The sequence below is a fragment of the Tenacibaculum halocynthiae genome (assembly GCF_964512825.1).
Classification (GTDB): Bacteria; Bacteroidota; Bacteroidia; order Flavobacteriales; family Flavobacteriaceae; genus Polaribacter; species Polaribacter halocynthiae.
This window is the reverse complement of sequence record NZ_CAZELG010000033.1, coordinates 116,392-138,545: the sequence shown is the minus strand read 5'-3', so window position 1 is coordinate 138,545 and position 22,154 is coordinate 116,392. Positions and strand designations below refer to the sequence as shown.

General features: G+C 29.1%; 17 protein-coding genes. 9 read left to right on the top strand and 8 right to left on the bottom strand.

Annotated features, from left to right (window positions below; all coding sequences use genetic code 11):
- Positions 1 to 29: 29 nt before the first annotated feature.
- The 5 genes from ACKTTQ_RS13095 to ACKTTQ_RS13075 form a co-directional block, all read right to left on the bottom strand.
- Positions 30 to 2,048, bottom strand: a complete 2,019-nt coding sequence (locus tag ACKTTQ_RS13095; protein WP_408049443.1) for a M3 family metallopeptidase — start codon at positions 2,046 to 2,048, stop codon at positions 30 to 32.
- 82 nt (positions 2,049 to 2,130) lie between these two features.
- Positions 2,131 to 2,610 (bottom strand): 5-(carboxyamino)imidazole ribonucleotide mutase, encoded by a 480-nt coding sequence (gene purE, locus ACKTTQ_RS13090; RefSeq protein ID WP_408049442.1) that lies wholly within the window; start codon positions 2,608 to 2,610, stop codon positions 2,131 to 2,133.
- Positions 2,604 to 3,239 (bottom strand): hypothetical protein, encoded by a 636-nt coding sequence (locus ACKTTQ_RS13085; RefSeq protein ID WP_408049441.1) that lies wholly within the window; start codon positions 3,237 to 3,239, stop codon positions 2,604 to 2,606. The genes purE and ACKTTQ_RS13085 overlap by 7 nt, the downstream gene beginning before the upstream one ends.
- An 11-nt stretch (positions 3,240 to 3,250) precedes the next feature.
- Positions 3,251 to 4,408 (bottom strand): 5-(carboxyamino)imidazole ribonucleotide synthase, encoded by a 1,158-nt coding sequence (locus ACKTTQ_RS13080; protein ID WP_093870468.1) that lies wholly within the window; start codon positions 4,406 to 4,408, stop codon positions 3,251 to 3,253.
- Between the two features lie 66 nt (positions 4,409 to 4,474).
- The gene (locus ACKTTQ_RS13075) at positions 4,475 to 4,900 is read right to left on the bottom strand and encodes a Rieske (2Fe-2S) protein (RefSeq protein ID WP_113785565.1); all 426 of its coding nucleotides are present in this window, start codon (positions 4,898 to 4,900) and stop codon (positions 4,475 to 4,477) included.
- A 108-nt stretch (positions 4,901 to 5,008) separates the two neighbouring features.
- Here ACKTTQ_RS13075 and greA point away from each other — a divergent pair, with 108 nt between their 5' ends.
- The 3 genes from greA to ACKTTQ_RS13060 all read left to right on the top strand — a co-directional run bounded on the left by greA (position 5,009) and on the right by ACKTTQ_RS13060 (position 6,133).
- Positions 5,009 to 5,482 (top strand): transcription elongation factor GreA, encoded by a 474-nt coding sequence (gene greA, locus ACKTTQ_RS13070; RefSeq protein WP_093870470.1) that lies wholly within the window; start codon positions 5,009 to 5,011, stop codon positions 5,480 to 5,482.
- 70 nt (positions 5,483 to 5,552) lie between these two features.
- On the top strand, positions 5,553 to 5,945 hold the full coding sequence (locus ACKTTQ_RS13065) for an HIT family protein (protein WP_093870471.1): 393 nt from the start codon (positions 5,553 to 5,555) through the stop codon (positions 5,943 to 5,945).
- Entirely contained in the window at positions 5,945 to 6,133 is a 189-nt protein-coding gene (locus ACKTTQ_RS13060; protein ID WP_093870472.1) for a hypothetical protein, read from the top strand. Before ACKTTQ_RS13065 ends, ACKTTQ_RS13060 begins: the two co-directional genes overlap by 1 nt.
- Here ACKTTQ_RS13060 and ACKTTQ_RS13055 read toward each other — a convergent pair.
- The gene (locus ACKTTQ_RS13055) at positions 6,130 to 7,281 is read right to left on the bottom strand and encodes a sensor histidine kinase (RefSeq protein ID WP_093870473.1); all 1,152 of its coding nucleotides are present in this window, start codon (positions 7,279 to 7,281) and stop codon (positions 6,130 to 6,132) included. The two genes, ACKTTQ_RS13060 and ACKTTQ_RS13055, sit on opposite strands and share 4 nt — an antisense overlap.
- A gap of 78 nt (positions 7,282 to 7,359) precedes the next feature.
- Here ACKTTQ_RS13055 and ACKTTQ_RS13050 point away from each other — a divergent pair, with 78 nt between their 5' ends.
- Both ACKTTQ_RS13050 and ACKTTQ_RS13045 read left to right on the top strand, forming a co-directional pair.
- Entirely contained in the window at positions 7,360 to 8,220 is an 861-nt protein-coding gene (locus ACKTTQ_RS13050) for a flavin reductase family protein (RefSeq protein WP_093870474.1), read from the top strand.
- A gap of 6 nt (positions 8,221 to 8,226) precedes the next feature.
- The gene (locus tag ACKTTQ_RS13045; protein WP_093870475.1) at positions 8,227 to 8,592 is read left to right on the top strand and encodes a DUF3127 domain-containing protein; all 366 of its coding nucleotides are present in this window, start codon (positions 8,227 to 8,229) and stop codon (positions 8,590 to 8,592) included.
- 64 nt (positions 8,593 to 8,656) lie between these two features.
- Here the strand turns inward: ACKTTQ_RS13045 and ACKTTQ_RS13040 are convergent, their stop codons facing one another.
- Together ACKTTQ_RS13040 and ACKTTQ_RS13035 are read right to left on the bottom strand one after the other, a co-directional pair.
- Positions 8,657 to 9,283 (bottom strand): Crp/Fnr family transcriptional regulator, encoded by a 627-nt coding sequence (locus ACKTTQ_RS13040; RefSeq protein ID WP_093870476.1) that lies wholly within the window; start codon positions 9,281 to 9,283, stop codon positions 8,657 to 8,659.
- Positions 9,284 to 9,400: 117 nt separating this feature from the next.
- A complete protein-coding gene (locus ACKTTQ_RS13035) occupies positions 9,401 to 10,015 on the bottom strand; it encodes a Crp/Fnr family transcriptional regulator (RefSeq protein ID WP_093870477.1) in 615 nt (204 codons plus the stop codon).
- Between the two features lie 561 nt (positions 10,016 to 10,576).
- Here ACKTTQ_RS13035 and ACKTTQ_RS13030 point away from each other — a divergent pair.
- Genes ACKTTQ_RS13030 through ACKTTQ_RS13015 form a run of 4 tightly spaced genes read left to right on the top strand, consistent with a single transcriptional unit; the run spans position 10,577 to position 22,037 of the window.
- Entirely contained in the window at positions 10,577 to 11,698 is a 1,122-nt protein-coding gene (locus ACKTTQ_RS13030; RefSeq protein WP_408049440.1) for a hypothetical protein, read from the top strand.
- Between the two features lie 15 nt (positions 11,699 to 11,713).
- Positions 11,714 to 12,715 (top strand): hypothetical protein, encoded by a 1,002-nt coding sequence (locus tag ACKTTQ_RS13025; RefSeq protein ID WP_408049439.1) that lies wholly within the window; start codon positions 11,714 to 11,716, stop codon positions 12,713 to 12,715.
- A 9-nt stretch (positions 12,716 to 12,724) separates the two neighbouring features.
- Complete coding sequence (locus tag ACKTTQ_RS13020; RefSeq protein ID WP_408049438.1) at positions 12,725 to 13,273, top strand: hypothetical protein; 549 nt, start codon at positions 12,725 to 12,727, stop codon at positions 13,271 to 13,273.
- Positions 13,274 to 13,283: 10 nt separating this feature from the next.
- A complete protein-coding gene (locus ACKTTQ_RS13015; protein ID WP_408049437.1) occupies positions 13,284 to 22,037 on the top strand; it encodes a LamG-like jellyroll fold domain-containing protein in 8,754 nt (2,917 codons plus the stop codon).
- Positions 22,038 to 22,154: the final 117 nt, after the last annotated feature.

Here is a 22,154-nt window from a genome sequence, read left to right as displayed (position 1 = left end):
TTGTTATAAAAAAATAAAAAAGTTAAATGCTAACTTATTAAACCTGCACGTTTTAATAAGGCATCTGAGTTAGGCTTTTTACCTCTAAAACGTTTGTATAAATCCATAGGTTTTTCTGTTCCTCCCTTAGAAAGAATATTATCTTTAAATTTATAGGCTATTTTTTTATTGAAGATTCCTTCTTCTTTAAAATACTCAAAAGCATCTGCATCTAAAACTTCTGCCCATTTATAAGAATAATAACCAGCAGAATACCCACCTTGAAATATATGAGAAAAAGCTGTACTCATACAATTTTCAGAAACATCAGGATATAATTGAGTATCTGAAAAAGCGGCTACTTCAAAATCTTTTACATTTTTAATGTTGGTAGGATTTGTTCCATGCCATTGCATATCTAACAAGCCAAAACTTAATTGACGTAATGTTTGCATACCTTCATGGAAACTAGCAGATTCTTTTATCTTTTCTACATACTCCATAGGAATAGTTTCTCCAGTTTCATAATGCTTTGCAAAAAGCTCTAAAGCTTCTTTTTCATAACACCAGTTCTCTAAAACTTGACTAGGTAATTCAACAAAATCCCAAGAAACAGATGTACCTGATAAACTATTATACGTTGTGTTTGCTAACATTCCATGTAAAGCATGACCAAATTCATGAAATAAAGTAGTAACTTCATTAAATGTAAGTAAAGAAGGTTTGGTATCTGTAGGCTTTGTAAAGTTACAAACTATAGATACCTGTGGGCGCTCATTTATTTCATTTTTTATTTGTTGAGATTTATAAGAAGTCATCCATGCACCATTTCTTTTTCCTGGTCTAGGATGAAAATCTGCATAAAAATGAGAGATAAAGTTATCTTTAGAGTCAGAAACAGTATATGTTTTAACATCTTCGTGATACTTATCAATAGTGTCAATTTCTTCAAATTTTAAATCGAACAATTTACCAGCAATAGCAAATACTCCTTCAATTACATTTTCAAGTTTAAAATAAGGTTTTAAGAGCTCTTGGTCTAAGTTAAATAATTCTTTTTTTAACTTTTCAGAGTAGTAAGAACCGTCCCATTTTTCTAACTTTTCAATTGAATCTAATTTTTTAGCATAATTTTCTAAGTTATTAAACTCACGAATTGCTGCTGGTTTTGCTTTTTCTAATAATTCATTTAAAAAAGTTAAAACATTCTCTGGAGATTCTGCCATTCGTTCTTCTAAAACAAAATTAGCATGTGTTTTATACCCCAACAAATTTGAACGTTTATGACGAAGGTTTACAATATCTAAAACAATTTTCTCATTGTTATATTCATTTTTTTGAAATCCTTTTTTCCCCATTGCAATAGCTAGTTTTTTTCGTAACTCTCTATTATCAGCATATGTCATAAATGGGATATAGCTAGGATAATCTAAGGTAATTAACCAGCCTTCTTTGTTGCGTTGAGTGGCCATCATTTTAGCAGCTTCTTTTGCACTTTCTGGTAATCCAGAAACATCTCCTTCGTTGGTAAGAAGCATTTCAAAAGAGTTTGTTTCTGCTAAAATATGTTCTCCAAATTGTAATGATAGTTTTGAAAGAGCTGCATCTATTTTTCTCAATTCAACTTTCTCATCATTATCTAAATTAGCACCATTACGTGCAAATCCTTTATATTGCTTTTCTAGCAACATTTCTTGCTCAGGCGTTAAGCTTAAATTTGTGATTTGATTATAAACTGCTTTTACACGTTTGAATAATGCTTCATTTAAAATCATATCATTTTTAAATTCGCTTAACCTAGGAGAAATTTCTTTGGCAATTTCTTGAATCTCTTCGTTTGTTTCAGCAGAATTGAGGTTAAAAAAAATGGAAGTTATTTTATCTAGTTTTTCACCTGTGTTGTCTAAAGCTACTGTAGTATTTTCAAAAGAAGGAGCTTCTGTATTATTAATTATGTCATTAATTTCTTTTTTAGCTATTTCAATAGCTTCTTTAATGGCAGGTTTATAGTTTTCTTCCTTTATTTTAGAAAAAGGAGGAGTATTAAAATCTTGTAATAATGGATTCATTTTTTACTTTCTTAAATAATTAATGAAACCTCATAAATTTAAAATCTATGAGGTTAATAACTATATTTTTTTACTAAAATACTTATTTTTTTACTCTTTCAGAAGCTTTTTCAACTTTGAGTTTTAAGCCTTCTTTATAAGCTATAATTTTATCTAAAACACATGTATCAGAAGCCCCAATAATTTGAGCTGCTAAAATACCTGCATTTTTAGCACCATCAAGAGCTACGGTAGCTACAGGAACTCCTCCAGGCATTTGAAGAATAGATAAAACAGAATCCCATCCATCAATTGAATTTCTACTTTTTACAGGTACTCCAATTATTGGTAATGGACTCATACTAGCAACCATTCCTGGTAAATGAGCAGCGCCACCAGCACCAGCCACAATAACTTTCACACCTCTTTTGTGAGCATTAGTAGCATAGTCAACTAATTTTTCTGGAGTTCTGTGAGCAGATACAATATCAACTTCAACTTGAATATCAAAGCTCTCTAATACGTCTATCGCTTCTTGCATGATTGGAAGATCTGAGTCACTTCCCATTATAATACCTACCATAATTTTGTTGTTTTTAGTTTGTTTAAGTAGCTCTTTACTCCAAATTCTGGACTAGAAAAAACTTCTTTATTTAAATTTATAAGATACTTCTTAGCATCTTCCATAGATGCTTGAGCAAGAAAAATAACATCTACTTGTGATGCTAATGTATTTATTTTATTAGCAATTGTAAGTTCATAATTGTCAAATTCATCGTTTTCAAAATATTTCCAAGAGCTTGAACAATTAATACTTACAATTTCAATTGTTTTGTTAATTAACTTAGCTTCATTAATTAACATGTCTTCACTTATTTTTTTAGTAGTGTTAACAGTAAAAGCAATACCAATTTTCTTATAGTTTTTAACTAAAAAATTAGCAATAGGTAAATCAATCCGTTCTACATCATCTCTTTTGTCACATTCTTCACCATAAGTAGAACAAGTACAAATGATAAGTTGAGGAGCATCGCTTTTTATAGTTAGTAGCTCTTTTTCAAAACCATCTTTGTGTAAAGAGTTATTTTTAAGAGCATACACTAATAAATCATTATTTACATAATGTTTCACATTAATTTTTTTGTCAAATTTTCTAACTAAATTTTCAAAACGATTAATGTGAATTTTTGATGTATGTAAAAAAGCAATCATTTATTTAAACATTACTTAGCTATAACCTGTATGGTTTCTTTTACTTGCTGAGCAACTTTTCTTGCTTCATTTATATCAGTGTTAACAATAGTAACATGTCCCATTTTACGGAAAGGTTTTGTTGTTTTTTTACCATATAGATGAGGTGTAACGCCATCTATTTTTAAAATTTCTTCGATATTTTTATAAACAACTTCACCAGTATGCCCTTCAGCTCCTACTAAGTTTACCATGATGCCAGCTAATTTACTATCCGTATTACCTAAAGGAAGGTTTAATATACTACGAAGGTGTTGCTCAAACTGATTTGTATAACTAGCTTCTATTGAGTAATGACCAGAGTTATGAGTTCTTGGAGCTACTTCGTTTACTAAAATGTCATCATTTTCAGTTTGAAACATTTCAACAGCTAATAATCCAACAAAATCAAAAATATCAGCTACTTTTAAAGCTATTTCACGCGCTTTTTTAGCTACGCTTTCTTCTATTCTTGCAGGGCAAATTACATATTCTACTTGGTTTGCTTCTGGATGAAATTCCATTTCAACAACTGGATAAGTTTTAACTTCTCCATTTGTATTCCTAGCTACAATAACAGCTAATTCATTTTTAAAAGGAATTAATTTTTCAGCGATACATTCGTCAGTAGGTAAATTATTTAAATCTGTAATAGATTTAACAATTTTCACACCATTTCCATCATAACCAAACCTTGCAGATTTCCATACAAAAGGAAAATTTACCGCTCCATTATCGATAGAGTGTTTTAATTCTTCTAAAGAAGCGAATCTAGAAAAATCTGCTGTGGGGATATTATGATCATGATAAAACACTTTTTGACGTGCCTTATTTTGTATTGTTCTTAAATTTTCTGGTTTAGGATAAATGGTATGCCCTTCAGCTTCCAGTTTATCTAAAGCATCAATGTTTACATTTTCAATTTCAATAGTTAAAACATCAACTTTTTTTCCAAAATTGTAAACAGTATCAAAGTCTAATAAATCTCCTTGATGAAATTCATTACAAATTTGTGCGCATGGAGCTTCATTATTTGAATCTAAGATAACCGTATAAATATCTAGCTTTTGTGTTTCTGTAAGTAACATTCTCCCTAATTGTCCGCCACCAAGAACGCCCAATTTAAAGTTTGAAGAAAAATAATTTTTCACGATAAATTTGTTAGTAAGTGTTGTTGTTACTGCAAAAATAAGAATCTATTTCATAGTATGTTTAAATTAATTACTTATTTGCAAACTACTTCCGTTTTGAGTAACTGTATAAATTCTAGCACCACCTTCACAATTATTAGTACCTTTTATAAGGCTACCATTTAACATACTGTATTTACTGCCATCACAAGAACATTCCAATACAGGAGAATTTATTGTCATTGGAGTAGTACAATCTTTATTAGGACATTGTCTATCTATTGCTATATAAGGAGAAAAAGATCCACCAGTTCCTTTATTAAATAGTACAATACCATTAATACCTCCGCTTATAGCAGCAGTTCCATTTGGAGTTAATAAACCATTTAATTGAGGATTGTTTAGAAATACTGTAATAGGGGCTATTGTATTTCTAAAACAGCTATTTATAGAGGGAGTACTACTGCAGTTTGATAAGATTGTAAGAAGTAGCAATAAAGATAATTTTTTCATGTTTTTTTGTGTATCTATAAATATAACGTCACGAATTTACGAAAATTTTGTACATTTGTAATACTATCTCATTCCGTTAGGGATGAGATTTTTAAATTTATTGAAGTTATGAGTAACGTATCATATTACACAGAAGAAGGGCTAAAAAAATTAAAAGAAGAATTAGCTCAATTAGAGCAAGTTGAAAGACCACGTGTTACACAAGAAATAGCCGATGCTAGAGATAAAGGGGATTTAAGTGAGAATGCGGAGTATCATGCAGCAAAAGAAGAACAATCATTATTAGAGTTTAAAATAGCAAAATTAAAAAATGTTGTAGCTAGCGCACGTATTATAGATGAAAGTCAGTTAGATACATCTAAAGCTTTAATTCATTCGGTTGTTAAAATAAAAAACTCAGCAAACGGAATGGAGTTTACGTATACTTTAGTAGCCGATTCTGAAACTGATGTTAGAAATGGAAAGTTATCTGTAAATTCTCCTATAGGAAAAGGATTGTTAGGAAAAAGTGTTGGAGAGATAGCTGAAATTAAAGTGCCAAACGGTATTATGAAATTCGAGGTGTTAGAAATTTCAAGATAATTAAAAAAATATACTAGTTAAAAGCGTTACAGAAGTAACGCTTTTTTTATTTTTACTAAAAATTATATTAATGGCAAGTATTTTTACAAAAATAATAACAGGAGAAATTCCTTCATATAAAATTGCTGAGAATGAGGATTTCATTGCTTTTCTAGATATTAATCCTAATGCAAAGGGACATGCTTTAGTTGTACCGAAGAAAGAAGAAAATAAAATTTTTGATTTATCTAAAGATGAATATTCTAATTTAATGTCTTTTTCTTATAGAGTGGCAAAAGCATTAGAAAAAACAATTTCTTGTGAACGAATAGGAATGAGTGTTATTGGGTTAGAAGTACCTCATGTTCATGTACATTTAATACCAATTAATACAATGGTAGATATGCAATTTACTCAAAAGGTAAAATTAACAAATGATGAATTTATTTCTTTAGCTCAACAAATAGGAAAAAACTTTGAATAATGAAAAAATGGACTAAGGTTGGCTTGTTATGGGGAGCAATAATGTTTGTAATTATGAGTATTATTTACCCGTTAATTATAGGAGAGAAAATAACAACAATAAGTATTTTAATTGGTGTTGTAATATGGACTATTGGCGGAATATTGTTTGGGTATTTACAGAGAAAAAGAATAGAAAAAGTGAATTAAAATTTATCTAATAAAATTTGAAATGTAGTTCCTTTTCCTATTTCTGATTTTTGAACAAAAATTTTACCCTTATGATAATCTTCAATTATTCTTTTAGAAAGAGATAAGCCTAATCCCCATCCACGTTTCTTAGTTGTAAATCCAGGTTTAAATACTTGTTTAAACTGTGATTTGTGCATTCCTTTTCCAGAGTCTGAAATTGTAATTTTAACTTTTTTAGAAGTGTTTTTTATAGATAAGTCTAAGGTGCCCTTACCTTGCATTGCATCAATTGCATTTTTGATAAGGTTTTCTATTACCCACCCAAATAATTCAGTGTTAATTTGAGTGTTAATTTCTTCTTGAGATGCGTTAAAAGAAAATGAAATTTGCTTAGAACTACGAGATTCTAAGTAACTAAATACTGTTTTGGTGATAGAAACAATATTGTGTTGTTTTAATTCTGGTAGAGAACCAATTTTAGAAAAACGATTCGCAATAATATTCAAACGATCTACATCTTTTTCTATCTCATCAACGTACATTTGGTCAATATTTTCTGTACGAAAAATAGCAATCCACCCTAACAAGGACGATAAAGGTGTACCAATTTGATGAGCAGTTTCTTTTGCCATTCCTGTCCAAAGCTTATTTTGTTCAGCAACTTTACTAGATTTAAAAACCATATATATTATAGTTATAAATAAACCTAGAATTAATAATAAAGCTAGTGGATAATATTTTAGTTTATATAATAAATCAGAATTTCTATAGTATACGTATTGCTTCTGAGTGTTTTTATAACTTATTTCAATAGGATCATTCTGATCCTTCATGATTTGAAGTTGTTTTTCTAAATATTTAGGGTTTAATACTTTTAAACTATCTAAATTTTGGCTTTCAATAATTTCACCCTTACTATTTAATAAAATTGAAGGTATGTTTTGGTTATTCTCTAAAATTTTTAGAGGTAGAGTTACATCTGCATTTAAATCAGTATTGTCGTTTAATTCTTTCATAGCTGCAGCAAATACTTTCATTTTACCACGCTCTTCTTCTTTAAACTTTTGAAAGAAAATATAGGTATTCCATAAAATTAAGGAAACAATAACAATAGAAATTAATACCACTACACGTTTTAGCCAAAATGTATTTTGAAAAAGACTCATATTTCAAATATAAACTATTCTTTACTATAACATGATATATAAATCTGTAGTATATTTACACTAAAAATAAATTAAACAATGTTATCCATAAATCCTAAAGATATACCAACAGCTAAACTTCATGGTTATTTATTAGGAGCCATAGCTCCTAGACCTATAGCCTTTGCAAGTACTATAGATGAAGAAGGAAACCCAAATTTATCACCATTTAGTTTTTTTAATGTTTTTGGAGCAAACCCTCCAATAATGATTTTTTCACCAGCTAGAAGTGTAAGAGCAAATAAAACAAAGCATACATTAGATAATGCTGAGGCAACCAAAGAGGTAGTAATTAATATTGTAAATTATGATATTGTTCAACAAATGTCTTTGAGTAGTACAATGTACCCTAAAGGTGTTAATGAGTTTGAAAAATCTGGATTAACAATGTTGCCTTCAGATGAGGTTAAGCCTTTCAGAGTAGCAGAATCTCCTGTACAATTTGAGTGTAAAGTAACAGACATAATTTACACAGGAAACGAAGGAGGAGCAGGTAATTTAATAGTATGTGAGGTTGTTAAGTTACATATAAATGAAAGTGTTTTAGATGAAAATGGAGGTATAGATCAACATAAAATTGACCTAGTAGCCAGAGCAGGAGGTAATTACTACACAAGAGCTAAAGATGGTTTCTTTGAAATACCAAAACCCATAGCAACTTTAGGTATAGGTGTAGATAAAATACCATTTGAAATTAGAAATAGTACTGTATTAACTGGGAATAATTTAGGTATGTTAGGTAATGTAGAACAGTTGCCAACAGCTGAAGATGTTAATAACTTTGCTAAAGAACATCCACAATTAGTTGGGGTATCTGAAGAAAAAAAACATATTTTTGCACAAGAGTATTTAGATAACAATGAAGTAGAGAGTGCTTGGAAAGTACTTTTAATTAAATAAACAGTAATGGAAGTAATTGGTAAAATTAAATTAATTAACGAAACGCAAACCTTTGGAAGTAATGGTTTTAGAAAGCGTGACATAGTAGTGACTACTGATGAGCAGTATCCACAAATGATTTTGATTGAATTTATTCAAGATAAATGTGATTTGTTAAATAGCTACCAAGTTGGACAAGATGTTAAAGTATCTATTAATTTAAGAGGTAGAGAGTGGATTAATCCACAAGGTGAGGCAAAGTATTTCAACTCTGTACAAGGATGGAGAATTGAAAATTTAGCACAAGCTGCACCTCAAAATGTACCACCAGCAGATCAGTTTGCACCAGCACCAGATTTGTCTGATAACGAACCAGATGATTTACCTTTTTAAGTAAAAAAGTTATATCTATAAAAAAAGACCTATGAGTAGTATGTATTCATAGGTCTTTTTTTTGTTATAAATTTTCATGATTTTTTTCTAATAAAATTATTGATCTAGTTTTACGAATTATTTTTTTATTTAATTCTAAAGCTTTTAATCCTCTAGAAATTGCTTCTCTTGAAAAATTTAAATCTTCTGATATTTCTAATAAAGGAGTTTTAATTTCATTTTTATTGTATAGTTTTGATTTAGTTTTGATGTAATTAAATAAATTGTTTTCTAATGATTGATTACTGATTTCTTGCATTTTATTAACAATTGACATGTAATGATATTGAAAGGAACTAATCATGAAATCACGTAATTCAATATACGTATTTGTCCATTCTAAAAATAAATTATTAGGAATTCTTAAAATAGAAATATCCTCAACAACGATACTACATATTTCATCTGTAGGTATGTTAGGAGAGTTTGTATAATTCATAATTTTTGAATTACTACTTTCTATATAATAGAGAAGCGTTCTTTTATTATGATGATTTATAGATATCTTAACGATACCTGTTAATAAAATACAAACTCCGTTATTGAATTCATCACAGTTTTGTAATAAATCTCCTTTTTTATAATGTAATATTTTTCCATAAGTTTCAAATAGTTTAATTACCTCTTTAGAGAACGGTAAATCTTTTAGCATATATTTAGTTTGGTTAAATTAGATTGCTTTTAAAATTCAATTAAGTAAAAAAGGTAGTAGGCTTTTTTAGACACCGGCATAGTGTCTTTTTAATAGGTAGTATGTGATATTGTGTTATTATACAACTAATTGTATGGACCTGGGTTTACCAATAACTCTATGTTGGTCTTCTAAACGTTTAATGGCTCTAGAAATAGATGAAAGTGGCACCTTTAAGTCTAATGATATCTCTGATCTTGAAATGCGAATATCTTTTTCCTTGTAAATTTCAGATTTGTTTTCGAGATAATAAAACAAACGATTTTCTAATGAATGAGTTAGTAAGTTTTTTATTCTAGAAAACATAGTACTAATATTATATTCACTAGAGTTAATTATAGATTTTTTAAATGATAAACATTCTGTTTGCCATTGAGCTATTAGTTCGTTTGGAATCCATAGTAGTGTACTGTCTTCAATAGCAGTAATTGAAATTGGAGCAGCAAAGGTTTTCGTCATATTCATTAAAGCAATGAAAGGGTTTTTTTGAGGATAAATATGATATAGAAGTAAGGAGTTGTTTTCTTGATCTAAATGAGCTTTTAGCACTCCTTTTATAACAATAGCTGTGCTGTCAATTGGCACATCTTTTAATAAAATAGGATCGCCAGAAACATATTTTTTTTGGATAGCTTGAGATTCAATTAATCTAGCTATTGATTTTTTACAATTAATGAGGGACTCTAAAATCATTATAAATTATTTTAAAATTAATTATTACATAAATCTTTAAGCTGTTACTGAGTAGTAAAATATAAAGTGTACTTACATTTTTTTAAACAATTCAAAAAAAGAAAACCCTATTTGTTTCTGATATAAAAAATTTATAAAGTATAAGAATTTTTTATCATAAGTCTTGCTTTGTAGTATTTACAGTAGGTACGACTAATTTATTGAAAATGAATAATATGTTTTCTTATTGTTAGTTTTTTTTAAATAAAATAAGTAAGTCAAGGTACAAATTTATTAAAAAGTGTTAAATAAATGTTAAAGAAAAAAGTTAAAAAAGTTTTTTTTACTCCATTTAACGTTTAAATAATAATGAAAAAGACTTGAATTAAACTATAAGAAACATAGTATTCCTAATACTTCAAGAGAATAAATCAATTAAAAATTAAATAATGAAATGTGATGTATGTCAAATATTGATGTATGTGAAATAGTGACTCTTGTAAAATAGAATGATTCTTCTTACTTCAATTTTGTGGACTTATAAATAGTTAAAAAACAATCATAACCATAAAAGAAGTATACATGAAAAAAACAATTTTAATAGTAATTGCATTAATATTTACTACCTATAATTTAAAAGCACAAGTAAGTGTAACTGCAGGTTATAGTATTAGAGTAGATAATAACAATAATGATCCTGGTGTAGATTATTTTAGGATTTTTCAAGGAAAAGGAAATGATCCTTTCTTTAGAGGTTCAAATCAGTATGTGAAATTTAAGGCTGATGAAATACTCCATTATGCTAATGATAGATTCTATTTGATGTCTGCAAAAGACGTAGAAATGCGAATTGGAGATCATAGAAATACAAACGCGGTTTTTAAAGTTCAGATTGGGCATGATCAAAAAAATCAGGTTTTTAAAACTTCACTTAGCGAATCAGTTTTTCATACCAATTCATTTAAGTTATTTGGTTATAAGAAAACGAATAGTTTTTTTAATGTTAATGAAGGAGCCTTTAATTCAAACCAAAGTGCATCGTTTAATATTCATATTGATACCAATAGTAATGATCCTAATGTAGATACTTTTAAAATATTTCAAGGAACACAAAAAAGTAAAATACTTGATGTAGGAATAAGTTATACTAAATTATTCTCAAGAAACTTTATTTCTGAAAATGATGGAGGGTTTGTAGTAAACATTGATAAAAATAACAATTCACAAGTAGATAAATTCAAAGTACTATACGGTAGAGAAAAGAGTGAAGTTTTAGTAGCAGGAAAAGATGATGTTACTGTTCACAAAAAACTTATAACTCAAAAAAACATTGAAACAAAAAATATAAAGGCACAAGATATTATAGCAAAAAATGTGGTATTAAATGTGGGCTCATTTCCTGATTATGTTTTTTCAGAAGACTATGAGTTAATGCCTTTAAAAGAAATAGCTATTTATATAAAAAAAAATAAACACTTACCTAACATGCCATCCGAAGCTGAAGTTATAGCGAATGGGATGAATGTAAAACAAATAAATACTGTTTTAGTAGAAAAAGTAGAAGAACTTACACTACACACTATTTTACAAGAGCAGAAGATAAATACACTTGTTGATGAATTAAAAGAAATGAAAGAGCATTCTGAAAAAATAATGAAAGTTCTTTCAAAAAAACTGTTGAGTATAGAACAACAGAAAAATTAACCAAAATAATATAAAATGATAAAAAAAATTACAATAGCTGGCTTACTATTATTAGGCGTAAGTACAGTAAAAGCACAACATGTTATACAAACAGTTAGAGGTATACATATAAAAGCAGATACAGATGCAAAAGGAGGTAACGAAGGAGTTTCTTTGTTTGCTGCAAATAAAGAACTAGCTTATTTTACTCCAGCTAATAATGTTCATTTAGTTAGAACCTTTTTTAAAAAAGAAACTATTTTTCAAGATTTAACTCGTTTTTATGGAATTGCTCATTTTCATAGAGATGCTAATGTTTATGGTAATTTTAGTGTGTCAGGCAATAGTACGTTTTCTAAAATAGGAATAGGAATTACACCTCAAGAAGGAATACACCTTAGTGGTAGAAATATTAGAGTAGATGGAGGTGAGTTTCAAAGTCATGGACCAATAGTATTACATCCAGATGTAGATAATAATGGAGATGATATTATTTCTTTTAGAAATAGCACAAACGTAGAAATGGCCAAAATACACGATGGTGTTTTAACTACAAACGCAGGTGTATTTAATACTAATATATCAACAGAAAATGCTCAAATACAACAAGGTACTTTTGGAAGTGTTTCTTACACAAAAAGTACTGGTAGACTTAATTTAGGCCATGGGAAAAATGATAAAATATCTTTTGTAAATGGAGATAATAATGAAATGGCTAGTTTACAAAATGGAATTATGACTTTAGATAAAGTAGTGTTAAATATAGGATCATTTCCTGATTATGTTTTTTCAGAAGACTATGATTTAATGCCTTTAAAAGATGTAGCTACTTATATTAAAGAAAATAAGCATTTGCCAAATATGCCTTCTGAAAAAGAGGTAGTATCAAAAGGTATGGATGTGAAACAAATTAATACTATTTTGGTTGAAAAAGTTGAAGAGTTAACATTACATACCATCGCACAAGAAGAAAAAATAAATATTCTTTTAAGAGAACTAAAAGCGATTAAAAACCAACTTAAATTGAATCAAAAATAGTTTATAGATATGGGAAACAAACTTATTTTGTTCTTGTGTCTATATGTTTTAGGTACAAGAATAACAATGGCTCAAGATATAGAGCTATTCAGGTTTACTAATGCAAGTATAGTTAGTGGAAATGAAATGATACTACATCATAATTATTCTGATAACTCAGCAAGTTTAATTAAGAAATCGAGCTCAAAGCTTAATGAAAAAGATGGCTTTTTACAATCATTTATATTAAAGCGCTTAGAAAGTGGAAAAGTATTAATAGCGTCAGCTAAAGAAAAAAAATACTTTTTACACTATAATCCTACGTCTAATAAAGTTAGTTTTTTAACGATTCAAGACTCTAAAAAGTTAAATAACTATACTTGGCAAGTTCAATTTGCAGGAAAAGGAAAAGTATTGATTTCACCTTTAAATAACTTAGATAAAGGATTGGTAAAAAGAAATAATAATGCAATTGAAGTAGATGTTTTTAAGTCTTCTGAAAATGAATTATTAACCAATGGTAAAAAAGTAGGAGATCAATACAGATTTATGATAGAGAAAATAGCTAACGTACTTTAAAATATTAATAATGAGAAAAAATAAAATTATAGGCTATTTATTAATAGCCCTATTAAGCTCTTTTTCTTTTGTTCATGCACAACAATCGTATGATTTAGCAGTGTTACAAATACAAAGTAAAGGAAAATATAGTAGAGTTTTTAATCCACAAACTAATTTAAACAGTTTATTAAGCAAAGGAATAACTAATAGGGCAACTGTTGAATTTTGGGCAATGCATAATACAGCAAGTTCAGGTAATTCAGAAGCTGTAAATTGGGAATTTTCAAATTTGAAAACAGGAAGCGAAGAATTCAAATTAAGTATCCAAGAAAATAAAGTTTCTTTAAAAATAGGAGTAAGTGAGCAAGTTAAAAACTTGCTGTTAGATAACAAATTATTTAAAAATATATGGCATCATTATGCTTTTTCAATAGATAAAAGTGCTAATGAATTACGAGTGTATATTGATGGAATTGAGCACTTTTTTAAAAATATTTCCAATTTTAATGTAGAGGAAATATATTTTTCAAGTGATAAAAAAACGGACTTGTTTTTAGCTGAATACAGAGGTTGGTCAACTGCAAAGAGGAAAAAACAAATCAAAGAGCAGCAATATCGTACTTTTTATAAAGAAGCAAAAAATTCATTATTAGAACAAAAAAATAATGGGCTAGAAATTGTATATACTAATACAAATTATAAAAATGAAGACTTCTTTGGTGGTGATGTATTAACATCTATTTCTTGGCAAAATTTATTATATGAATATTTTCCTGATGAAAATTTAATAAAAGAAGCTGAGTTTTCTTCAAAATTAAAATCTAATAATATTAGTAATATTAGTTCAGAAATTCAACATCCAGTATTAAACTTGAATAAAATTATTGTAAGAGCGAGTGATGGAGATGGTATTGATAACCCTTTGCTATCAGGGAGTGATGGCATATTTGTAGAATGGCAACATGTTAGAAATGTTGATGAATATATTATAAAAAGAAGAAACTTAAGAGCTGGTACTATAAGTTCGGTAGTACATACAATGAAAGATACAAAAACAAAGAATCCTTCAGAATCATTGTTTTATGTTGATAAAGGAATTTTGCCAAACGAGTTGTATGAATACACTATTGAAGCAAAGCATAATGGAGTAACTACCTTAACGGGGAAAGACGTTGGCTTTGTATTGCCAAATGGTAAAGTTAAAGGACTTATAGAAACCTCTTCTAGTGTTGCTACTAAATTTGCAAAAGTAGAAGCTATTGCTTCAGGAAACATTAATCCAGGAGGTGCTTTAAAGTTTATTCAAGGTAAAAAACCTTTATTTATAAAAAATATTGATGCCTTTAGAAAAGCAAAAGGTGGAGCAACTTTTGAGTTTTGGTATAAAACTCCTACTATAACTGAAGGAGAGAATACAGTGCTTTCAATTGGAAATAGCGAGCTGATTTTACAAAAAAACAAAATACTTGTGAAGTTAAACGGCTCTACTTATGTTGCAGGTAGAAGAAAGTCAGATACTAATTGGCATCATTATGCATTTACATTTAATGTATCTGGAGGAACTTTATTTGAAGATGGGACTCCTATTTCTAATGGAAGTAGTGCTACTTTATTTGCGTTGAGTTTAAATAATGTAAATACATTTTCTTTAAACACAAGAACGAATGTTACGTACTATATAGATGAGGTTCGATTTTGGAACGCTCCTCGTACACCATTACAAATTAGCGAATATGCAAAGCATATAATTGGAGGTAATGTTGAAAATTTATTTGCTTATTATCGTTTTGATTTTAATGATGCACACAAAGCATACAATTTTTCAACAAAAAAAAGAGGTGAGTATTTAATTGAAAGTGAAAGTGTATTAGAGCACTTGTCAGCAAACGAACAACCAAAAATAACGTATGCTACTTATACAAATGAAACAGGTAACTATGAATTTACTTCATTAAATTCAGGAATACAGGGTGTTACTAATAATGACAATAAGTTTGAGTATACAATAAAACCATCTAAACCTAGGTTTGAATTTTTGCCTAAAACGAAACAGGCAAGTGTACCTAGAAGATTAAATGGTGACTTAGCAACTAATGTGAACTTTACAGATGTATCGAGTTTACCAGTAACAGGTGTAATTTCTTATAGAGTAGGAGATGAATTATATCCTGTACTTAGGGGTACAGCTTTAAAAGTTGATGGTTCAATCGTACAAAGTAATGAAGATAGTAAGGTAACTACTGATAATACTGGTACTTATGCAATTAAAACAGCTCCAGGTAACCATGTAATAACACCTAATCCTATGCCATCACTAGCTAATGAAGAGCGTTTAAACGAAGGAAGTTTACGATTTGATGGAAAAACAGGATATGCTCGTTCTATAAATTCTATTACTAATAATGGAAATAGTTTTACCTGGTCTGGTTTTGTAAAACCATATCTTAAAACTAGTAATGAAGATAAAGTACCAGCTATACAAACTGTTTTGCAATGGGGGAATTTATCTTTAAAGCTAATTAACAATACAACATTAAAAGTATATACAGGAACTCAAGAAAGATTGTCAGAAAACATACCAGCTAATAGCTTAGGACAGTTTTCTTTTTTTAGTATAAGTTTCGATAAAGAAAAGGGAACGATTTCACTTTATGTGAATGATAGAAGAAAAAATACTTCAATAAATTCCTTAGAAATAGCGAGTAATTTAATAGTAGGTAGTGAAGAGGAATCTAATACATTTAAAAACTTTTCAAAATCACATATTGATTTATTAGAATATAGAGCAGTGTCACTTCTAGAAGATGACATAGCTAAATTAAAACAAGGAAAGTATTTAGCTATTGAACAATCAAAGTTACAATTATCATATAGTTTTGATCAAAAATATGGAACTAAAGCAATTAATACAGTTGTTGATGGGGTAAATAATAATTATTTACAATTTGAAGGAGGGTGTAATTTTGATAATACATCGCATAAACAATATGTCAGAGAAATTCAGTACACCTATAAAGCAACTAATCCTAAATTTAATCCAACAGGAAATCATTATGAAGTAGTATTAGAAGAGCCATTGCAAAATGTAAATTTTGAAAATATAACTAGACGTAGTTTTATAGGTAATATTGTAGTGCCTTGTAATAATAGTGTTGGGGCATGGACTGGAAAAATAATTCGAACAGATATTGAATTTCCAAAGTTTGAAAAAATAATTAGTTCTGCTGATTTTAATAATGATACAACTGTTTTTACAATAAATGATTTGCTACCTGGTCAATACCGAGTTGAAATTACAAATACAAATGCAAATAGAGTTTTGAAAAGTCCTATAATAGATTTACGACGTAAAAATATTGTATACGATTTTGAATTTAGAAATCCTATTGAATTAGAAATTGAGTTGTTTGAATTTGATATGGCTGGTGTTAGAGATGTAAAAAACATGAGAGATTATGTTGGAGATAAAATTAGCAGTACTTGTGAAGGAAGTTTTACTTTTAAGTCTCATGATGGGTTTAAAATGAATGTGAATGTTTTTGAAAGGTATGGAGTAAATAAATGCCCAGTTGAAGGAGCTGATGTAACACTTGGTGGTGACGCTATTTTAGCAGATAGTAATTTAACTGATAGAACTTTAAGTAAAGGAGTGTTAGAGTTTTTTACACAAGTTTCATCTCCTAATTTTTTAGGAGATCATTCAAGAAACTTCTTAATATCAGCAAGTCATAACGGTAGAACTGCATCTATAACTAAAAAAGCAATTATACTAGGTGCTCGCCAAGGAAATTCAGATTTTACATTGATAGAACCTCAAGTTGGTTTTGTATTACATGATCCTCCAGGAGATAATAGTTCTGCAACTTTAGCAAAAGGAGCTACATATTCGTACTCATTTTCTGCTGAAAATGGAATAGGTTTAGAAATAGATAATTCAATTGGAGCTAAACTAAAAGTAAAAAAACAAATTTTAACAGGAATTGTTGCAGCTCCATTAGGAGTAGGAACTGTAGCAGGATTTGTGAACCCTGTTTTACAAACTAGTAGTGATACTCAAGGTTTAATTGGAGGAAAGTTTGATTATTTAAGGCATAGCGGTAATTCAGAAACAGTTACTTTAGAAAAGTCAATTTCTACACCTTCAGATCCTACGTATGTAGGAGAAGATGCCGATGTATTTATAGGTACATCTAAGGTAATAACTTTTGGAACTGGTCAGGTACTTAAATTGAATGGATGTTCACCAGTTGTGCAAAATTCAAATAAAGTAGCTAAACCTTCGTCTGTAACCCCTTTTGCATATACAAAACAAAGTTTAAATGATATTGTAATACCTAACTTATACCAATTAGCAATTGCTAAATATGATAAGAATAATGGTATTGTATCACCTCCTAAAGATAGAAATCATCTAGATTTAAAAGGTACTTTGGAAAAATTATTAGCGAAAACTCCGAAGGATAAAGAAGATAAAGATATTATTAATTATTTACATCAAATTAGTAGATGGACTTCTATCATTGATAAGAATCATAACAAAAGAACGAAGGCATATTTTGATAGTGCACCTAATTTTAGTAGCACTACAAAAAAACTAACAAATGATAATGATGTAGGACAAAGTGGAGCTGGGTTAAACGCTTCTGCTTTAGATAAACGAATTACATTTGATGCGTTAACTGAAATCAGTTACACATTATCAAGAGAGAAAACGAAGAGTTCTGGAAACTCATTTAGTGGTGGTCCATATGTAGGTGTTAGTTTCTCAACTGATTTTACAATTTTTGGAGCGGGTCTTACATTTAATAATCAAACGAAGGTTCATAATTTTAATAGTAGAACTGATTCAGATGAAAATGGAAATAACAGAGTAGATAGTTTTACATTAAACGATGATGATGCAGGAGATCATTTTGATGTATTAATTAGAAGAGATCCTGAATATGATACCCCAATGTTTTTAACCAATGCAGGTAGAAGTTCTTGTCCGTTTGAATCAGGAACTGTACCTAGAGAAGGTGTTGAGTTGATTGTTGATAAAGTAGTAGGATATGGTACTGGAGATGAATCGATATTATATAACTTAACGTTACGTAATACACAAGTAGCGAAAGATGCTACTAGAAAAACGTATATAGTAGGAATGGCAGGTGCTTCAAACTCATTAGGGGCAGTTGTAAATTTGAATGAGTCACCTATTTTTGAGCCAACAACTTCTTCAAAGTTTGTTTTTGATTTAGATCCAAGTTCACCAACTGGTGTAAAACAAGAAATTAAAGCTCAATTGCGTATTGCAAGAGGAACCGATGCACCTTCGGTTATTTCTTATAAGGATATAAAAATTCAAATGTATTCTGAATGTGAACAAGCTGGTGATCGATACCGTTCGTATGGAGTAGATGAATATAATGAAGTAGGAGTGAAGCCGTATGCAGAAATTTTAGTAACAGCTCATTTTACAGGAGCTTGTATTGAAACGATTACTTCAGATTCACCTCAAAATGATTGGATTGTAAATGGTTCTGATAAAAAGAAGTTAGATTTTAATTTTAGAATACCTGAATTAAAAGGAATGTCAGAGAGTACTGATTTTTCAGTGGATTTAGAATATACAATTAAAGGCAACAATGATCCTAAAATATTAAAGAAGTTAGATTTAAAAACATTAAAAAAGTATTTAAATTCTGAAACTGATCAAGTAGAGTACAGTGCAGATGTATCAGCTTTAACAAACGGAGAGTATAATTTTAGAATTGTACCAGTGTGTGGAGATGGTGGTTCTGATAATCCTAATAATCGTAAGAACCCAACTCCTTTTGTAAAAGGGAAAATAGCAAGAAATGCTCCACAGTTGGTGCTAACAACTCCAGATAATGGAGGGATATTTACTTCAGGAACGATTTCTGCAAAATTCTCAGCACCAATAAATCCAGCTACTGTAAATTTAAATTCGTTAGCAATGAGAGGTGTTTTAGGTGGAGTTCCAAAACCATTAACATCTGTTAAAATGGATAATGTTACTGATGTTATCAATATTCCTCATAATAATAAATTTAATTTTGAAGATAAATTAACTATTGAAATGTGGGTAAATCCATTAAAATACCCATCAGGAGTTAATGTTCCTATCATTCAAAAAGGAGGAAACTATCATGTTTCTTTGATGCCAGATGGTAAAATAATAACGAATGACGGCGTTAAATCTTCTAAAGGAATTCAACCATTTACATGGACACATGTATCTGTAGTTTATGATAAAACTAATGGAAATGCTGTTATTTATTTTAATGGAGAAAATGTAGGTTCTGGTAATATTTCTACTATTGAAAATAAAGTAAATTCAGAAAACATTGTAATATCTCCAATGGTAACTACTGATTCTTTTGTAGGTTCTTTAGATGAAGTACGAGTTTGGCAATCAGCAAGGTCACCATTACAAATAGCTAGTAATATGAAAAATCAATTATTAGGTAATGAAGATACTTTAGAAGCGTATTTCGTTTTTAATGATAACACATTAGCAAAGCAAGGTATAAATGGTGCTCCTAATGAGGCAATTCAAGATTTTACAGGAAATGCTCAAGGAACAACAGCTACTGGAATTAATTTTGTTACTAATGAAGAAGCGGCTCCTTTAGATAAAACGAAAACCGTAGAAGATATTCAGTTTACAACAACTATGTCTGAAAATAATACGATTATTAATTTTAATATGAAGATATCAGATTTAGAATTTGTTGAAGGTGCTAGATTAACAGTTTTTGTAAAAGATAAAAAACTACAAGATCCTTTAGGAAATAAAATAGATAAAACCTCATGGAGTTTTATTATTAATAGAAGTAAGTTAAAATGGAGTCATAATAATTTATCAATAAGTCAAAATCAAGGAGAAACGACTATCATTGATAATATAGATTTAATAAATTCTGATGGAGGGATTGATGTAGCGTATACTTTTGAAAACCTACCGGTTTGGTTTAATGTGAAAAAAGGAGCTAACCCAGCTAAAGACGCATTAAATATTATTAGGGCTACGGAAACGAATAGAGATTTAGAGTTTGAAATAAAAAACTATTTAAATCCAGGAGTACATACTGCTATTATTTATATAAAAACAAGTAATAAAAATACGGGACAAAAATTAGGTGTTGAAAGTTTTAGATTGGAAGTTACAGTTAATTGCCCAGAGCCAGCAATAGCATCAGGGTTTGAAAACAATTATCCACTTTCAATGAATTTTAAAGGAAATTTAATTATTAATTCTCAAAATTCAGTAGATATAAATGATGTTGTAAAAGTATATGTTGGTAATCAAATACGAGGTTATGCTAAAGTAGGAACTTCTGGTTTGGTTGATTTAACAGTGTTTGGGAATATTGGAGAAACATCAGTGCTAAATTTTAAAGTATGGGATGCTTCAAAATGTACCGAGTATGAAGGAATTATTGAAAATTATAGCTTTAATTCAAATCAAACTATAGGTTCTAATTCAGTGCCTGTTAAATTTACGGTTGGTGAAAAAGTTACTAGAAGAATACCTGTTGTACAGGGATATCAAGAATTAAGTTTCAATTTAAAGGACAATCAAGCGTCTAATAAATTGTCTTTAACAGCTATTAAAGGATTACCAGTGAATTCTCAAATTCTTGATTTGTTAAATAATAAAGTAGCGGTTTTAGGAAGTAATAATATTTTTACAGGTGGATTAACTGAAATTGACGTAACTAAAGCTTATTTAGTAAGTATAGCTCCTACTCATGAGGTTGTAAAATATATAGAAATAAGTGGGGTACCAGTTGATTTAGATAATAACTTATCAATCAATGGAGGAAATATTAAAAATGCAATTCCTTTTTACCCTAATGATTTACAACGAACAGGATATGCATTGCGATCATTTACATCAACAAAAGTAAGTGAAGGTGATAGAATTGAGCGAAGAGGTTTATTTGCAGAATATACAACTTCTAGTGGTTGGCGTGGTAGTTTAACGCATTTAACACCAGGATTAGGATATATCTTTAAATCTCAAAATTCAGGAGCAATTAATTATTCCGGAATTATTAAGAATTCAGCTGCACGATTTGTAGCTAAGAATATTAAAGTTAATAATGCTTTATCTAATTCATCAAGTGAGTTAGAAGAAACACCTTCATATAAGGAGTTAGATTTAACAATTGATCTTAATCAGTTTGCTGACTTTATGTATATCAATGGAGTACTTGAAACTGCTGATTTAGATACAAATAAAGCGTATACTATTTTAGCATTAGTTGATAATGAATTAAGAGGGGGGTCTAAAGCTGAATTTATTAATGGTCAATACCATTATTATATCGGTATTGGAAGTAATAGTGATGAAAATGTTCAGTTTAAGTTATACGATGGAAGTACTGTTGTGGATTTAGAGAATACAGAAGTTTTCTCTTCAAATAAAACAACAGGTACTATGAGTAGTCCTTATATATTTACTTTAAAATCAAAAGAAGTTGAATTAGGTAAAAACTATTCTTTGACATTATCTCAAAACAGACCAAACCCAATGAAAGAGTATACACAAATTAGTTTTAGTACACCAAAGGATGTTTATGTAAATCTTAGTTTATATAATATGTTAGGTCAAAAACTTCATAATTTTGTGGCAAGAAAAGTAGCAGGAAATACCATGCATACTTTAAATTGGAATGGTGTTGCAGAAGGTCATAAACTGCAAAGTGGAGTTTATGTGTATGAGTTAAGAGTTGAAGGAAAAAGATTACAACGTAAGTTAATTATTGAATAAAAAATGTAAGAACCTTAAAGAAAAAGAGACTGATAAATTATCGGCCTCTTTTTTTTATTTAGTTCTAATTTTAAATAGCTTAAAATTAGAGTAAAATATATTCCATTTATTTTCAAT

Excerpts from the sequence above, each read along its gene's own strand:
- ACKTTQ_RS13095 (WP_408049443.1), bottom strand. The coding sequence starts at position 2,048 with ATGAATCCATTATTACAAGATTTTAATACTCCTCCTTTTTCTAAAATA.
- purE (WP_408049442.1), bottom strand. The coding sequence starts at position 2,610 with ATGGTAGGTATTATAATGGGAAGTGACTCAGATCTTCCAATCATGCAA.
- ACKTTQ_RS13085 (WP_408049441.1), bottom strand. The coding sequence starts at position 3,239 with ATGATTGCTTTTTTACATACATCAAAAATTCACATTAATCGTTTTGAA.
- ACKTTQ_RS13075 (WP_113785565.1), bottom strand. The coding sequence starts at position 4,900 with ATGAAAAAATTATCTTTATTGCTACTTCTTACAATCTTATCAAACTGC.
- greA (WP_093870470.1), top strand. The coding sequence starts at position 5,009 with ATGAGTAACGTATCATATTACACAGAAGAAGGGCTAAAAAAATTAAAA.
- ACKTTQ_RS13065 (WP_093870471.1), top strand. The coding sequence starts at position 5,553 with ATGGCAAGTATTTTTACAAAAATAATAACAGGAGAAATTCCTTCATAT.
- ACKTTQ_RS13060 (WP_093870472.1), top strand. The coding sequence starts at position 5,945 with ATGAAAAAATGGACTAAGGTTGGCTTGTTATGGGGAGCAATAATGTTT.
- ACKTTQ_RS13055 (WP_093870473.1), bottom strand. The coding sequence starts at position 7,281 with ATGAGTCTTTTTCAAAATACATTTTGGCTAAAACGTGTAGTGGTATTA.
- ACKTTQ_RS13050 (WP_093870474.1), top strand. The coding sequence starts at position 7,360 with ATGTTATCCATAAATCCTAAAGATATACCAACAGCTAAACTTCATGGT.
- ACKTTQ_RS13045 (WP_093870475.1), top strand. The coding sequence starts at position 8,227 with ATGGAAGTAATTGGTAAAATTAAATTAATTAACGAAACGCAAACCTTT.
- ACKTTQ_RS13040 (WP_093870476.1), bottom strand. The coding sequence starts at position 9,283 with ATGCTAAAAGATTTACCGTTCTCTAAAGAGGTAATTAAACTATTTGAA.
- ACKTTQ_RS13035 (WP_093870477.1), bottom strand. The coding sequence starts at position 10,015 with ATGATTTTAGAGTCCCTCATTAATTGTAAAAAATCAATAGCTAGATTA.
- ACKTTQ_RS13030 (WP_408049440.1), top strand. The coding sequence starts at position 10,577 with ATGAAAAAAACAATTTTAATAGTAATTGCATTAATATTTACTACCTAT.
- ACKTTQ_RS13025 (WP_408049439.1), top strand. The coding sequence starts at position 11,714 with ATGATAAAAAAAATTACAATAGCTGGCTTACTATTATTAGGCGTAAGT.
- ACKTTQ_RS13020 (WP_408049438.1), top strand. The coding sequence starts at position 12,725 with ATGGGAAACAAACTTATTTTGTTCTTGTGTCTATATGTTTTAGGTACA.
- ACKTTQ_RS13015 (WP_408049437.1), top strand. The coding sequence starts at position 13,284 with ATGAGAAAAAATAAAATTATAGGCTATTTATTAATAGCCCTATTAAGC.